This is a genomic window from Luteipulveratus flavus (assembly GCF_029439465.1).
GTDB classification, from domain to species: Bacteria; Actinomycetota; Actinomycetes; order Actinomycetales; family Dermatophilaceae; genus Luteipulveratus; species Luteipulveratus flavus.
In genome coordinates this window covers 39,346-53,952 of sequence record NZ_JAROAV010000043.1, presented here as the reverse complement: position 1 = coordinate 53,952, position 14,607 = coordinate 39,346, and the positions used below count along the sequence as shown (strand labels likewise).

At 73.1% G+C, this 14,607-nt stretch carries 12 protein-coding genes; 6 read left to right on the top strand and 6 right to left on the bottom strand.

All coding sequences use genetic code 11. The annotated features are described in order from the left end of the window. Window positions 1-33: 33 nt before the first annotated feature. Genes P4R38_RS16405 through P4R38_RS16385 form a run of 5 tightly spaced genes read right to left on the bottom strand, consistent with a single transcriptional unit; the run spans window position 34 to window position 6,472 of the window. Window positions 34-1,182, bottom strand: a complete 1,149-nt coding sequence (locus P4R38_RS16405; protein ID WP_277193105.1) for an alkaline phosphatase family protein — start codon at window positions 1,180-1,182, stop codon at window positions 34-36. Further along, window positions 1,179-1,784 carry a DUF5998 family protein gene (locus P4R38_RS16400; protein WP_277193104.1) on the bottom strand — a complete coding sequence of 202 codons (606 nt, stop codon included), beginning with the start codon at window positions 1,782-1,784 and terminating at the stop codon, window positions 1,179-1,181. The genes P4R38_RS16405 and P4R38_RS16400 overlap by 4 nt, the downstream gene beginning before the upstream one ends. A gap of 20 nt (window positions 1,785-1,804) precedes the next feature. After that, a complete protein-coding gene (locus P4R38_RS16395) occupies window positions 1,805-4,483 on the bottom strand; it encodes a bifunctional acetate--CoA ligase family protein/GNAT family N-acetyltransferase (RefSeq protein ID WP_277193103.1) in 2,679 nt (892 codons plus the stop codon). Between the two features lie 46 nt (window positions 4,484-4,529). Next, the gene (locus P4R38_RS16390; RefSeq protein WP_277193102.1) at window positions 4,530-5,975 is read right to left on the bottom strand and encodes a WD40/YVTN/BNR-like repeat-containing protein; all 1,446 of its coding nucleotides are present in this window, start codon (window positions 5,973-5,975) and stop codon (window positions 4,530-4,532) included. Continuing rightward, window positions 5,972-6,472 (bottom strand): RNA polymerase sigma factor, encoded by a 501-nt coding sequence (locus P4R38_RS16385; RefSeq protein ID WP_277193101.1) that lies wholly within the window; start codon window positions 6,470-6,472, stop codon window positions 5,972-5,974. Before P4R38_RS16385 ends, P4R38_RS16390 begins: the two co-directional genes overlap by 4 nt. 225 nt (window positions 6,473-6,697) lie before the next feature. On the opposite strand from P4R38_RS16385, the gene P4R38_RS16380 reads away from it, so the two are divergent. After that, window positions 6,698-7,441, top strand: coding sequence for a type 1 glutamine amidotransferase (locus P4R38_RS16380; protein WP_277193100.1), 744 nt, complete (start codon window positions 6,698-6,700; stop codon window positions 7,439-7,441). A gap of 10 nt (window positions 7,442-7,451) precedes the next feature. Next, the gene (locus P4R38_RS16375; protein WP_277193099.1) at window positions 7,452-8,078 is read left to right on the top strand and encodes a nitroreductase family protein; all 627 of its coding nucleotides are present in this window, start codon (window positions 7,452-7,454) and stop codon (window positions 8,076-8,078) included. Here P4R38_RS16375 and P4R38_RS16370 read toward each other — a convergent pair. Continuing rightward, window positions 8,070-9,119 carry an alpha-hydroxy acid oxidase gene (locus P4R38_RS16370; RefSeq protein ID WP_277193098.1) on the bottom strand — a complete coding sequence of 350 codons (1,050 nt, stop codon included), beginning with the start codon at window positions 9,117-9,119 and terminating at the stop codon, window positions 8,070-8,072. The two genes, P4R38_RS16375 and P4R38_RS16370, sit on opposite strands and share 9 nt — an antisense overlap. Window positions 9,120-9,136: 17 nt before the next feature. On the opposite strand from P4R38_RS16370, the gene P4R38_RS16365 reads away from it, so the two are divergent. The 4 genes from P4R38_RS16365 to P4R38_RS16350 all read left to right on the top strand — a co-directional run bounded on the left by P4R38_RS16365 (window position 9,137) and on the right by P4R38_RS16350 (window position 14,603). After that, window positions 9,137-9,964 carry an LLM class F420-dependent oxidoreductase gene (locus P4R38_RS16365; RefSeq protein WP_277193097.1) on the top strand — a complete coding sequence of 276 codons (828 nt, stop codon included), beginning with the start codon at window positions 9,137-9,139 and terminating at the stop codon, window positions 9,962-9,964. Between the two features lie 33 nt (window positions 9,965-9,997). Further along, entirely contained in the window at window positions 9,998-10,798 is an 801-nt protein-coding gene (locus P4R38_RS16360; RefSeq protein WP_277193096.1) for an LLM class F420-dependent oxidoreductase, read from the top strand. A gap of 377 nt (window positions 10,799-11,175) precedes the next feature. Continuing rightward, complete coding sequence (locus P4R38_RS16355; RefSeq protein WP_277193168.1) at window positions 11,176-13,635, top strand: DNA gyrase/topoisomerase IV subunit A; 2,460 nt, start codon at window positions 11,176-11,178, stop codon at window positions 13,633-13,635. 35 nt (window positions 13,636-13,670) lie between these two features. Then, window positions 13,671-14,603: a sucrase ferredoxin gene (locus P4R38_RS16350; protein WP_275239430.1), complete on the top strand. Its 933-nt coding sequence runs from the start codon at window positions 13,671-13,673 to the stop codon at window positions 14,601-14,603. Window positions 14,604-14,607 lie beyond the last annotated feature (4 nt).

Below are 14,607 nucleotides of genomic sequence, written 5' to 3'. Positions count from 1 at the left end.
GGCACGACCTTAGGTGGCGAGCGACCCGCCGTCTCATCGCTGGTCGGGCGCGTCGAGGTGCAGCATCGGGACGTTCTGCTCCTCGGGCGTGAGAGAGCCGTGCTGACCCAGGAGCCCGAGCACGACCGGACGCATCACCCGGCTGTCGACGACGCCCACGGGCTCGTGGAACGCGACCACGACATCGCCGATGCGCGGCATCACCCGCTCCTGCACCGGGCCGAACCAGCCCTGACCGACGGCCTCCTCGCGCGAGAGGATCCACCCCGAGGCGCCGAGCCGGCCGCGCCAGGTCGCGAGGACGTCCGCGGCGGCTCCCTGCTCGCAGTACAGCTGCAGGGCCCGCATCTCTCCACCGACGAGACGGACGCCGGACGCGAGCTCGCCGTCGTGCGCGACGTCGATGCGGGCGTCCATCGGGATGTCGATCATGCCGTGGTCGGCCACCACGGTCAGGGAGCAGTCGCGCGGGAGCCGGTCGGACAGCCGGCGCAGCTCGCGGTCGATGTGCTCCAGCTCCTCGCCCCACTGCCGGCTCTGGCACCCGTGGACGTGGCCGGTGCGGTCCAGCTCGCCCCAGTACAGGTAGACGAGGGCCCGGCTGTCCTTGCGCACCGCGGAGAGCGTGGCGTCCACCCGGTCCTCCAGGGCGTCGGCCGCCCGAAAAGCGGCGCCACGCAACGCAGCTCGCGTCAGCCCTGAGCCGTCGAAGTACGCCGGCGCGACCATCGTCGTCGCGACGCCGGCCGCCGCGGTCCGCTGCAGGACCGTCGGCTCGGGCTGCCACGTGCGCGGGTCCGGGCCGCCCTCCCAGGAGAGCTCGTTGAACAGCCGGCCCTCGCCCGGGATCTCCACCTGGTAGCCGGTGAGGCCGTGCGCGCCGGGCGGCAGGCCCGTACCGAACGAGCCCACGCTCGTGGCGGTGGTCGAGGGGAACCCGGCGCGTAGGTCGCGAGCCTGCGCGAGCAGCGCCCGCAGGAACGGCGCGTGCCCCTTGCGCTGGCGGAGCAGCTCCATGCCGAGTCCGTCGACGAGGACGACCACGGCACGCCGGGCGGGTGCGAGGTCCAGCGGTCCGGTACCGACGCCCAGCGACGCCGCGACGGACGGGAGGACACCGGCGAGCCCACCACCGTCGTACGCCGGCAGGACCGGCTGGACGGTGTCGCTGCCTGCGGTCACGGCGTGGTCTGACCGATGGCGGCCGAGAGCGCAGCGGCGAACGCGTGGGCGCGCGAGAGGACGTTCTCGCCCTCGGCGTCCGCGCTCACCCGCAGCGAGATGTCATCGCCGGTGACCGTGCCCTCGTACCCGTGGTCGGCCTCGCACTCGGGGTCGCCGCAGGTCGCCGGGACGAGGTCGAGCCGCGCCACGGTGCCCCAGCCGAGCGTCAGGGTCAGCTCGCGCCCGAGGGTCCCGGGGACGTACTCGTCCGGGGAGGGGACGACGTGGGTCAGCATGACGCCGCGGACCGCGCTCAGCGGGACGCACTCGGTCGAGGCCGTGGCGACCGACGAGGCGTGGATGCTGGAGGTCGGGTCGGGCGCGTGGTCGTCGGCGTGGGCGATGACCAGCCGGCCGCGCGTGAGGGCCAGGACGGTGATGTGGCGGCGGACCGACTCCTGGTCCAGCGTGGTCTCCTGGTGCACCAGGTGAGCGGTGACCTCCTCGCCGGCAAGCGCGGCGGAGACGACGTCGGCCACCAGAGCCGGGTAGTAGCCCGCCTGGACGATGTCGTCGGTGAGCGTGGTGGGAAGCATCGCCTGCGGGGCTCGGGAGACCATGGCCCCGATTGTCCCACTGGTCAGGACAGGGCACGCCTCCCGGAGTCGGCCCGGGTGGCGGGCGGCGCGACGGCCACGCTCGCACCGAGCACCTCCAGCCCGCCCGCATGGCAGTTCACGGGGTTCAGCTCGAGCGAGACGACCTCGGGCACGTGGTCGGCCAGCACCGACACCCGCGCGATCAGGTCCTCCAGGGCCGCCCGGTCCACCGGGTCACCGCCGCGGTGCCCGTGCAGCAGGGGCGCCGCCTTCACCGACATCACCAGGTCGCTCACGTCGACGTCGGTCAGCGGTGGGATGCGGTAGCCGATGTCGTCCAGCAGCTCGGTCGGGGCGCCGCCGAGGCCGAAGCTGACGACCGGGCCGAACAAGGGGTCCTCGCTGCTGCCGATCACGCACGCGGTCCCCGGGGTCGCCATCTTCTGCACGACCATCCGGTTCGCGTGCAGCGGAGCGAGGCGCTCGTCGAGGGCGTCGTAGGCGCCACGCATCGCTGCGTCGCTGGTGATGTCGACCCGGACCGCGGTGACCGGCTGGTGGCGGACCAGCGGCGAGACCGACTTCAGCACCACCGGGTAACCGAGCTCGCGCGCGGCCCGCACGGCCGCCCTGCGGTCCTCGACCGGGACCGTCGGCCAGACCTCGATGCCGTAGCAGGCCAGCAGCCTCGTGACCTCCTCGGTCCGCAGCCGGCGGCCGTCCGGCGAACCGGCGAGCACCGCATCGACGAGACGCTCGGCGGCAGCCTGGTCGATGCCGTCCGGCCGCACCTGCTGCCCGTGGTCGCGAGCCCGCCACTCGCCGTACCGGGTAGCGGCAGCGAGCGCCCGTACGCCGTTCTCGGGCATGGAGTAGGAGGGCACGACGCGGCGGGTCCCGTCCGCGGCCACTGCGCTCGCGAGCGCCTCCGGAGCGCCGTCCACCCCGAGGAACGTGGTGATGCAGGGCTTGTCGTGCGCGCTGCTGGTCCGGGCGAGGACCGCGGCGACCTCGGCGCCGTCGGTGACCAGTGGCGGGATGAAGCAGGCGATCACGCTGTCCACGTCGGGGTCCTCGAACGCCTCTCGCAGCGCGCGCTCGAACGTCGCGGCGTCCGCCTCGGCAGGTACCGACACCGGGCCGTGGACCACGTCGAGGCCGCGCCCCGCGCACGCGTCGGCGGCGAGCACCCCGAGGGCGTCGGAGTTGCCGACGACGGCCACGTGACCGCCTCGGGGCAGCGGCTGGTTCACCACGAGCTGGGCGACGTCCAGCATCTGGTGGACGTCGTCGACCCGGATGACGCCGGCCTGCCGGAGCATCGCCCGGAACGCCGACGGCCGCGCCCGGGTCGCGCGTACCCGGTGCCCCGGCGGGACGCCGTACGACGACACACCGCTCTTGACGACGATGACCGGTTTCCGGCCGGTCAGCCGGCGGGCGATGCGGGAGAACTTGCGCGGGTTGCCCATCGACTCCAGGTACAGCGCGACCGCGTGGGTGTCGTCGTCGTCGAACCAGTACTGCATCAGGTCGTTGCCGCTCACGTCGACGCGGTTGCCGGCCGAGACGAAGTCGCTGAGCCCGAGCCTGCGGCGGTCGGCCTCCGCCAGCACGGCGATGCCGAGCGCGCCGCTCTGGGCAAACAGACCCAGCGCACCCGCCGCGGGCATCTGCGGCGCGAGCGAGGCGTTCATGCGCTGCTGCGGGCGGGCGTTGATGAGGCCGAAGGAGTTCGGGCCGACGACCCGCATGCCGAACCGGCGCGCGGTGCGCAGCAGCTCGACCTGCCGCCGCTCCCCCTCCGGACCCGCCTCGGCGAAACCGGCGGAGACGACCAGCAGCGCCCGGACACCGACCCGGCCGCAGTCGAGCACGACGTCCTGCACCGCGTCCGCCGGCACCGCGACGACCACCAGGTCGACCGGCTGCGGGATGTCCCCCACCCGCGCGTACCTGGCCCGGTCGGCGACCGGCTCCCCGGCGCTGCTGACGGCCCAGAGGTCGCCGGTGAAGCCCGCGTCCCGCAGGTGCTCGAACACCTGTCGCCCCACCGAGGCCTCGCGGCGGCTGACGCCGACGACCGCGACCGAGCGTGGCCGAAGCAGCGAGCGGACGCTCACCGACTCGGCGCGCTGCTCACGGGCGGCGCGGACCGCCTCGCTGCGGTCGGTGGGGCTGATGTCGAACGAGAGGGCGACCACGCCGTCGTCGAACTGCCGGCTCACCTCGTAGCCGGCGTCGGAGAAGACCGACAGCATCTTGGTGTTCTGCGGCAGGACGTCGGCGACGAACCGCTGGACCCCCGCCTCCTGCCCGATCGCCGCGAGGTGCTCCAGCAGCACCGAGCCGACACCGCGCCCCTGCATGGCGTCGGAGACGTTGAACGCCACCTCGGCGGTCGGCCCGTCGTTGCCCTCCAGCCGGTCGTACCGGGCGACGGCCACCAGTGCGTCCCCGACCTCGACCACCAGCGCGACGCGTCCGTGGTGGTCGACGTGGGTGAACCGGTGCAGGTCCTTGTCGCTGAGCCGCTTCAGCGGGGCGAAGAAGCGCAGGTAGACCGACTGCTCCGACTGGGACTGGTGGAACCGCTGCAGCGCCTCCGCGTCCTCGGGGCGGATCGGCCGGACGTGGGCGACGCTGCCGTCCCGCAGGACGACGTCCGCCTCCCACGCCCGCGGATAGCTCGGCGTGGTCTGCGCCTCGGACGACGTCATACCCGCAGCATGGCAGCAGCCCCGCGGACGGTGTCGGACGATCCGGTCAGCGACGGCTGGGCGCCGACGCGCTCCGGTACGGGTCGACGACCCGCCACGACCTGCCGTCGTTGCCGGAGTACCAGAAGCCGCGGGTGCTGCGCGATACGGCGTAGACCTGGGAGCCACCGGGGCTGGCCGACCAGTCGAAGCCGTCGGTCGGCGCGGCCGGCACGGCGGGCCGGGACCAGGTCCGACCGCCGTCGGTGGTCACCTGCAGGTGGGTCGCCGACACCGGGCCTCGGGGCTGGCGAGGACCTCCGGTGGTGGCGACGATCCGCCCGTCCCTCGTCGAGGCGAGGCTGAGTCGGCCTGCGCGCGGCATGACCAGCTGGTCCCCCGACGCCTGCCAGGTGCTGCCGTCGTCGGTGCTGCGCAGGACGCGGTAGCGGACCGATCCACCACTGCTGCCGGTCTCGCAGGCGGCGTAGAGCACGTTCTTCGCGTCGGCCGAGGAGGTGAGCGCCTCCAGCGGCCGGCCACCGCACGCGGTCGCCGACAGCGACGTGAGCGACCCGCCGTCCAGCCGCACCGGACCCGTCCCGCCGCCCGTGGGCTGGACGTACACCTGACCGTTGCGCAGGACCAGCTGAGCGTCCGCGATCCGGCCGGCGGCCTGCTGGGTCGCGACCCGGCGGAGGGCTCGAGGCCCGTCAGAGGTCGCGGTCGAGACGTACATCGGGCCGGTGCACCCCTGCGCGCTGCACCCGTCCGCGCTGAGCACGACCACCTTGGCGCGCCGGTCCCCCAGCCCCTCGATCTCGACGTCCAGCACGGTACGGCCGGGGTGCTCCACGCGGGTGAAGGAGGCACCCGCGTCGCCGGTGACCCACAGGTCGCCCCCGAGCACATAACCGACCTCGGGCAGCGCGAACCGCGCCTCGGTCAGTGCCTTCTCACCCTGGACGTACGGCTGCTGCCCGCCGCTCGCCCGGCTCATGTCCGCCTGCGGGAAGGTGTGCACCGTCACCCAGGTCCCGCCGTTGTCGATCGACCGGAGCAGCGTCGGGCAGGTACCCGCGGGCCGGCACGGCGAGGAGCCGAAGGCGAACATCGCGCCCTGGCCCGCGTACGTCAGTGACCACGTCGTGAACCGCGGGTCCACCGGGCTCGTCGCCTGGGCCGCCGCGGCGGCCGGCGCGCCGGCGCGGTCGAACGACTCGATCGTCGGGGAGGTGCTGGCCGAGACCGCTGCCCCGCGGCTGACCTCGCCCTCGCCGAACGACTTCTGGTGCACCGACCAGCCCGCCACGCCGATCGCGACAGCCGCGGCGGCACCGGCGACGACGCCCCACCACGGGCGACGGGTCACCCGGGTCCCGGACAGCGCGACGATGTGCTGCCACTCGTCGTCGTCCACCGGCGCTGGCCGGACGGCGTCGCGCTCCTGGGCGAAGAACCGCGCGACGGGGTCGTCCTGGTCCTCCGGGTCTCCCGAGACGTTCGGGTTCATCGCACTCCCTCCAGCTCGTTCGCGAGCAACCGTCGCGCATCGAACAGGTCACGCTTCACGGCGCCCTCCGACTTGCGCAGGCTCTGCGCCACCTGCACGACCGGGAGGTCGGCGAAGTAGTGGAGCAGGACGACCGCGCGCAACCGGTCCGGCAGCGCCAGGACCGCCCCCTGGACGGTGAGCCGGTCCGCCGGGTCCGGACCCGGCGCGGCCACGTCGATGCCGACCGGGCTGCCGGCGTGCCACTTGTCGTACGCGGCCGCCTCACGACCGCGGCGGCGCCAGTGGTCTCGGACCTGGTTGGTGACCGCCGTGTAGAGCCAGGCGCGCGGGTTCTGCACGCTCGACCAGTGCCGCAGCAGCCGGACGAACGCCTCGGTGACGAAGTCGTGCGCGAGGTCGGGGTCGTCGACCAGACGAGTGGTCCACCCGACGAGCTGGCCGTAGTGCGCGTCGAAGACCTCGCGTACGGCCTCCTCGGACCCGGCAACCCGCACTGCTGCGCTCCTCTCGACCCTGCCCCGAAGGCGCAGAGGTACCCCGTCGGTCACCGCTGTCATGGTCGGTACGACGTACGGACCTCGGCTTCGGTTGGCTCCCCGTGCGCCGGCGACGCGTCGGTCGCCGCGGACCAGTATCGACGACCGGCCACCCCCGTCGCAGGCCGGTCACCTGCTGGACGACTCGCGACAGGCGACCACCGACGTGCGAGGGTGGCCGGCGTGTCGACGCAGCAGACCGTGCTCCTGGTCCAGAACGCCGAGGGCAGCGGTCCCGGGCGGCTGGTCGAGTGGATCACCGAGGCCGGCCTGCGTCCGGTCGTGCTGCGCGCCGATGCCGGCGAGCCGGTCCCGACCGAGCCCGGCACCCACGCCGCGGTCGTCCTCCTCGGTGGCGGGCTGCTGCCCGATGACGACGCGCGGGCGCCGTGGCTCGGGGCCGAGCGAACGCTGGCACGCACCTGCCTGCGTACCCGGACGCCGTTGCTCGGGATCTGCCTGGGCGGTCAGCTGCTCGCCGTCGTCGCGGGCGGCCGGGTCGCCGCCGACCACGGGAAGCCCGAGAAGGGCGTGACCGACGTCCACATCCGGGCCGACGCGCGGGACGACCCGCTCCTCGGCGCGCTGCTCGGCGCGCTGCGCGGGAGCGTGCCCGCGGTCGAGAGCCACCGTGACGCGATCACCGCGCTACCGCAGGACGCGGTGTGGCTCGCCTCGAGCGAGCGCTGCCCCTACCAGGCCTTCCGACTCGGCGCCGCGGCGTGGGGACTGCAGATGCACCCCGAGGTCCACGCGGACGGGATCGCCTCCTGGGATCCTGCCGACGTCCGCGAGCTCGGCTTCGACCCCGAGGAGGTGACCGCACGCGCGCGGTCGCAGTCCGACCTCCTCGAGACGACGTGGAGCGGCGTCCTGCGTCGCTTCCTCGTCCTGGCCGGGACCCCGCTGTCCCCTGTCCCCTCGTAAGGAGCCCGTCATGCAGCTGCAGGAGGCGATCCGACGCCGCCGGATGGTGCGTCGCTACGACCCCGACCGCCCCGTGCCGCCGGAGGTCCTCGACCGGGTCGTGCAGCTGGCGCTGCGCGCACCGAGCGCCGGTTTCAGCCAGGGCTGGGACTTCGTGGTGCTGGAGTCCGCCGAGGACCGCACCGCGTTCTGGGACGCCACCGCCGAGGACGACGACCTGCCGGACGCCTGGCTGAGGGGTGTCTCCAGCGCGCCGGCGCTGATCCTGTGCTGCTCGGACCGGCAGACCTACCTCGACCGGTACGCCGAGATCGACAAGCCCTGGCAGGACAAGGACGAGTCGCACTGGCCGGCCCCGTACTGGGACATCGACACCGGCATGGCCGCGCTCCTCATGCTGCTCGTCGCGGAGGACGAGGGCCTGGGCAGCCTGTTCTTCGGCGTGCCGGCGGAGGCGCACGACACCGTGCACGAGACGTTCGACATCCCGAAGGACCACACGATCATCGGTGTCGTCGCCCTGGGGTACGCGGCCGAGGACGCGCCCAGCGGCAGCACCACGAAGCGTCGGCGACGCGGCGTCGAGGAGGTCGTGCACCGCGGGCGGTACGGCAGGCCGTACACGCCCTCAGCCTGAGCGCGGCGTCACGAACGAGCGGTCGAGCTCGGCGGGCGAGGTGACACCGGCGAGGCCGAGCAGGTGGTTCACGTGGTCGGTGAGACCGGCGAGCACGTCGCGGACACCGTCGGCACCGGCCGTCGCCAGTCCGTAGATCACCGGGCGGCCGACCATCACCGCGTCCGCGCCCAGCGCGAGCGCGGTCAGCACGTCGTACCCGCTGCGGATGCCGCCGTCGACGACGACCGGCGCCTCCCCCGCGACCGCGTCGACGACCTCGGGCAGCGCCTGCGCGGTGGGGACGACGCGGTCGAGCTGGCGTCCGCCGTGAGTGCTCACGATGATGCCCGCCGCGCCCGCGTCGAGGCACTCGCGGGCGTCGTCGCCCCGCAGCACGCCCTTGACCAGGACGGGGAGACCGGACAGATCAGCCAGCCAGTCGATCGTCTCGACGGTGAGGCCCGCGTCCTCCTCCAGGCAGCGCAGGTCGCGGCCGTCCAGATGGCGGGCGGCGTTGACCATGGCGGCCTCGTCGTCCAGCGGGAGCGCCCGGGCCGACCGGGTCCGCCACGACAGGTACGGCGTGTCACCGGTCAGCACGAGCGCGCACGCGCCTGCCTCGACCGCGCGGAGCACCATCGCCTCGGTGATGTCGCGGGCGACGGTGACGTACACCTGCATCCACCAGGGCTCGGTGGCCGCGGCGCCGACGTCCTCGATCGAGGTCGTCGACCGCGTCGACAGGCAGTACAGCGAACCCGCAGCGCCCGCGCCGGCGACGCTGGCGAGCTCGCCCTCGGGGTGGTAGACGCGGTGGAACGCCGTCGGCGCGGCGATGACGGGCGAGGCGAGCTCCTGCCCGAGGAGCGTCGTCCGCGTCGACACCGCCCGGACGTCGCGCAGCACGCGAGGGCGCAGTCTCCAGTGCTGCCAGGCGTTCTCGGCCTCCTCGAGGCTGATCTCGGCACCAGCACCGGTCTCCACGTAGTCCCACACCACCGGCGGGAGCTGCTCCTCGGCGGCGGCTCGGACGGACGCGATCGGTCTGCTCGTCGGCACGCCCCTAGCATGACCGCATGACGCCAGCCGTGGCTCGTCCGGTGCGGATCGCCGTTCAGCTGCAACCTCAGGACGCCGAGTACGGCCGGATCCGCGACGGTCTGCGGCGTTGCGAGGACGCCGGTGTGGACATCGCGTTCACCTGGGACCACTTCTTCCCGCTGCGGGGGGACCCGGACGGCAAGCACCTCGAGTGCTGGACGACCCTCGCGGCGTGGGCGGAGCAGACCAGCCGGATCGAGATCGGTGCGCTGGTCACCTGCAACGGGTTCCGCAACCCCGACCTGCTCGCGGACATGGCCCGTACGGTCGATCACATCAGCGAGGGCCGGCTGATCCTCGGCATCGGTTCCGGCTGGTTCGAGCGGGACTTCACCGAGTACGGCTTCGAGTTCGGCACCGCCGGTAGCCGCCTGGACGACCTGGCCGAAGCCCTCCCCCGCATCGAGTCGCGACTGGCCCGACTCACCCCACCGCCGACGCGGGACATCCCGGTGCTCATCGGCGGCGGCGGCGAGAAGAAGACCTTGCGCCTCGTCGCGCAGCACGCCGACCTGTGGCACTGGTTCTCCGGACCCGAGGAGCTCCCGCGCAAGCTGGACGTCCTGCGCCGGCACTGCGCCGAGGTCGGACGGGACCCGGCCGACATCGAGGTGTGCGCCGGCGTCGGGGGTCTGGGTCGCGCCGGCCTGCCGCCGGGTCCGCCCGAGCGGGAGGGTGCTCCGCTGCTCGCGCTCGGCGTGACGACGTACACCATCAACGCCGTCGGGCCCGACTTCGACCTGGACCACGTGCTGCCGTGGCTGGCCTGGCGGGACGCGGTCAACGCCGAGCGCAGCGCCTGAGCCGCCCGGCGACACCGACCTAGGGTGAGGCGCATGACTCGCCCTCTTCGGATCGCCGTCCAGCTCCAGCCGCAGCACGCCGACTACGCGCAGATCCGCGACGCCGTACGACAGGCCGAGGACCTCGGCGTCGACGTCGCGTTCAACTGGGACCACTTCTTCCCCCTGTCCGGCGGTCGCGACGGCAAGCACTTCGAGTGCTGGACGATGCTCGCCGCCTGGGCGGAGCAGACGACCCGGATCGAGATCGGCGCGCTGGTCACCTGCAACAGCTACCGCAACCCCGACCTGCTCGCGGACATGGCCCGCACCGTCGACCACATCAGCGAGGGCCGGCTGATCCTCGGCATCGGCTCCGGCTGGTTCGAGCACGACTACACCGAGTACGGCTACGCGTTCGGCACCGCCGGCGGCCGCCTGGACGCACTGGGCGAGGCCCTCCCCCGCATCGAGTCCCGGCTCGCCCGGCTCAACCCGCGTCCGACGAGGGACATCCCGGTGCTCATCGGCGGTGGCGGTGAGAAGAAGGCCCTGCGCCTCGTGGCACAGCACGCCGACGTCTGGCACACCTTCTCCGACGGCGACGAGCTGCGCCACAAGATCGAGGTGCTGCACCGGCACTGCGCCGACATCGGCCGGGACCCGGCCGAGATCGAGGTCTCGGTCAACTTCCTGGGCGGTCCCGAGAGGGAGGAGCAGCCCGAAGTCGAGGGCGAGCAGCTCCGTGCCCTCGGCGCCACCCTGTTCACCGTCGGCCTCACCGGACCCGACTACGACTTCACCGCCGTACGCCGTTGGCTCGCCTGGCGGGACGAGGTCAACGCGACCTCCTGAGCCGAGGTTTTCTTCCGATCACCGCGAACAGCAAAGGAACTCGCCCGATCCGGGCGGCCTGGCCGAGGACGATCTAGTCTCGCCCCATCAGTGGGGGATCCTGACGCGCGCCGATCGCCGCTGATCCGTGGCGGGCGACGACCCGCCGAGCCGGACACCACGGTCGCGGGCGCGGGCGACGCAGCAACGGCCGCCCCTACGGCGGACGGCCGACCCCTCCCTGCGTCCCCGCCACCCCGCGGCCGTGGCCGGCCCCGCGGCCTCCGGTCGGCGCGCCTGACCCGAGCGACGCGGGAGCCGCGCGATCATGGGAGGCTGACCGGGCGTCGTACGCGTGTGCGACGCACCGCCCTCTCATGCAGGAGAACGCACGCCTCATGGCCCGCCGCACCAAGACCTCGCAGGACACCGCACCCGTCGCCGACGTCCCGGAGAACATCGTCGACATCACCGTCGAGGACGAGATGGAGGCCGCGTACCTGGAGTACGCCTACTCCGTCATCTACTCCCGGGCCCTGCCCGACGCCCGCGACGGCCTCAAGCCGGTCCAGCGCCGCATCCTCTACGCGATGAACGAGCTCGGGCTGCGGCCCGACCGCGGCCACGTGAAGTCCTCGCGGGTGGTCGGCGAGGTGATGGGTAAGTACCACCCGCACGGCGACCAGGCCATCTACGACACCCTCGTCCGGATGGCGCAGCCGTTCACCATGCGCCTCCCGCTGGTGGACGGCCACGGCAACTTCGGCTCGCTGGACGACGGACCCGCGGCGGCGCGGTACACCGAGGCCCGGCTCGCCTCCGCAGCCATGCTGATGACGACGAGCCTGGACGAGAACACCGTCGACTTCGTCCCGAACTACGACGACCAGTTCACCCAGCCCGGGGTGATGCCCGCGGCGTTCCCGAACCTGCTGGTCAACGGCGCGAGCGGCATCGCGGTCGGCATGGCGACCAACATGGCGCCGCACAACCTGGGCGAGGTCATCGCGGCGGCCCGGCACCTGATCAAGAACCCGGACTGCTCGCTGGACGACCTGATGAAGTTCGTCCCCGGCCCGGACCTGCCGCTCGGCGGGCAGATCGTGGGCCTGGAGGGCATCCGGGACGCCTACCTGACCGGACGCGGCTCGTTCAAGACCCGCGCGACGGTCCGCATCGAGAACGTCACGCCGCGGCGCAAGGGCATCGTCGTCACCGAGCTGCCCTACCTCGTCGGCCCGGAGAAGGTCATCGACCGGATCAAGGACCTGCACAACGCCAAGAAGCTCCAGGGCATCTCCGACGTCAAGGACCTCTCGGACCGCCAGCACGGCCTGCAGCTGGTCATCGAGATCAAGAACGGGTTCAACCCCGAGGCCGTCCTGCAGAACCTCTACAAGCTCACGCCGATGGAGGAGTCCTTCGGCATCAACAACGTCACGCTGGTCGACGGGCAGCCACGCACTCTCGGGCTCAAGGAGCTGCTGCGCGTCTACGTCGACTTCCGGATCGATGTCGTCCGGCGGCGCACGCAGTACCGGCTCGACAAGCACGAGCGCGACCTGCACCTGGTCGAGGGCCTGCTGCTGGCCATCGTCGACATCGACGAGGTCATCCAGATCATCCGGTCCTCCGACGACGCGGCGTCGGCACGCGAGCGCCTGATGCAGGTGTTCGACCTGACCGAGGTCCAGGCCAACTACATCCTCGACCTGCAGCTGCGCCGCCTGACGAAGTTCTCCCAGATCGAGCTGGAGAAGCGTCGCGAGGAGCTGGTCAAGGCCATCGAGGCGCTGCGCGCGATCCTGGACGACGAGAAGCTCCTCCACAAGACGGTCTCGGACGAGCTGGCCGCCGTCGCCAAGGAGCACGCCACCCCGCGCCGGACGGTGCTGCTGGAGTCCAGCGGCCAGACCGCCCCCGCCGCGACGCCGTTGGAGGTCGCGGACGACCCGTGCTGGGTCCTGCTGTCCTCGACGGGCCTGCTCGCGCGTACGACGTCCGCGGACCCGTTGCCGTCCGAGGGCGGCAGACGCAAGCACGACGCGGTCATCGCCGCGGTCCGCACGACGTCCCGCGGGCAGTACGCCCTGATCACCTCGGCCGGCCGGATGATCCGGCTGTCGGCGATCGACCTGCCCACGCTGCCGCCCAGCGCGGACGCCCCGAACCTCTCCGGCGGCGCACCGCTCGCCGCGTACGTCGACCTGCCGCAGGGCGAGCAGGCCCTCACGCTCGCCTCGACCGACACCGAGGGACCGGGGATCGCGATCGGCACCGAGCGTGGTGTCGTCAAGCGGGTCGCCACGGACTATCCCGCCGGCAAGGACTCCTTCGAGGTCATCGGGCTCAAGGACGGTGACCGGGTCGTCGGTGCCGTCGCTCTCGAGACGGGCGAGGAGGACCTCGTCTTCGTCACCAGCGACGCACAGCTCCTGCGGTTCTCGGCCGGCCTGGTCCGACCTCAGGGTCGGGCCGCGGGCGGCATGGCCGGGATCAAGCTGAGTGCCGGAGCCCGGGTGCGGTTCTTCGGCGCGCTCACTCCCGAGCGCCCCAACGTCGTCGTCACCGTCGCGGGGTCGTCCGGCGCGCTGCCGGGCACCGAGAACGGCTCGATCAAGGTGACGCCGTACGACGAGTACCCCAGCAAGGGTCGCGCCACCGGAGGCGTGCGCTGCCACCGCTTCCTGCGCGGCGAGGACGAGCTGATGCTCGCCTGGGCCGGGGCCACACCCGCGCGCGCCGCGAGTGCGAGCGGCGTCGCGGTCGACCTGCCGGCGGCCGATGGACGGCGGGACGGCTCGGGTCAGCCGGCGCCGGCCCCGATCACCGCCATCGCTGCGGCGCCGCGTGGCTGACCGGGTCGTGGCCGCCGTCTAGGGTCGAGCGCGTGATGACCACACACGCTCACAGCAGTCCGACCGCGTGCTCCGTGCAGTGGGAGGACGCCGAGCTCCCGGCCTGGGGTACGGCGTCGCAGGCGCAGTTCTGGGTGGCGCTGGAACAGCCCGGGCCCTGGGGACGCGAGGCGGCGCTGGACTCCCACCTGGTGCCCGACCTCGGTCACGCGCTGACGACGGCGTGCGCGGACGCGGGCGGGCGGCTGCTGCTCGTCCGTGAGCCCGGTCGGCACGCGGACGTCCACGCCGAGCCCGGTTCCAGGGTCTGGATCGCCGGCGGGCTGGCCCGGGAGCCGTGGCTCGTCGAGGGCGAGATCGACGACCCCACCGACCTGCTGCGGCTTCCTTGGTCCGACCTGGTCGGCACCGAGCCGGACCGGGTCGAGGCGGCCGTGCCCGGTCTGGAGGAGACCCGGGAGCCGTTGCTGCTGGTGTGCACCAACGGTCGTCGGGACCTCTGCTGCGCCGTCCGCGGGCGGCCCGTCGCGCTGGAGGCCGCCGAGCGGCTGCCCGCCCGCGTCCTGGAGTGCTCGCACACCGGCGGCCACCGGTTCGCGCCGACCGGCATCATGCTGCCGTCCGGCCAGACGTGGGCCCGCCTGGACGCCGACCTCGCCGTCCTCGCCTTCGAGGCGGAGCGTCAGGGCCGCCTCCCGGCCGAGCTGAGCACCGCTGCGCACGACCGGGGTCGCAGCTGCCTCTCCCCCGCCGCGCAGGCGGCCGAGTCCTGGGTCCGTCAGGCGGTCGGCGAGCTCGGCCTCACTGCGCTGCGGACGCCGCCGGACGCCGGCGAGGGCGTGGTCGAGGTCACCCGGGGCGAGGAGGTCTGGCAGGTGCGCGTCACCCGCGTCGAGGGCGCGTCGCTGCCGGACTCGTGCGTCAAGCCGCCGAAGCCGTCCATCACCTGGCAGGCCGGGCCCGCGTAGGTCC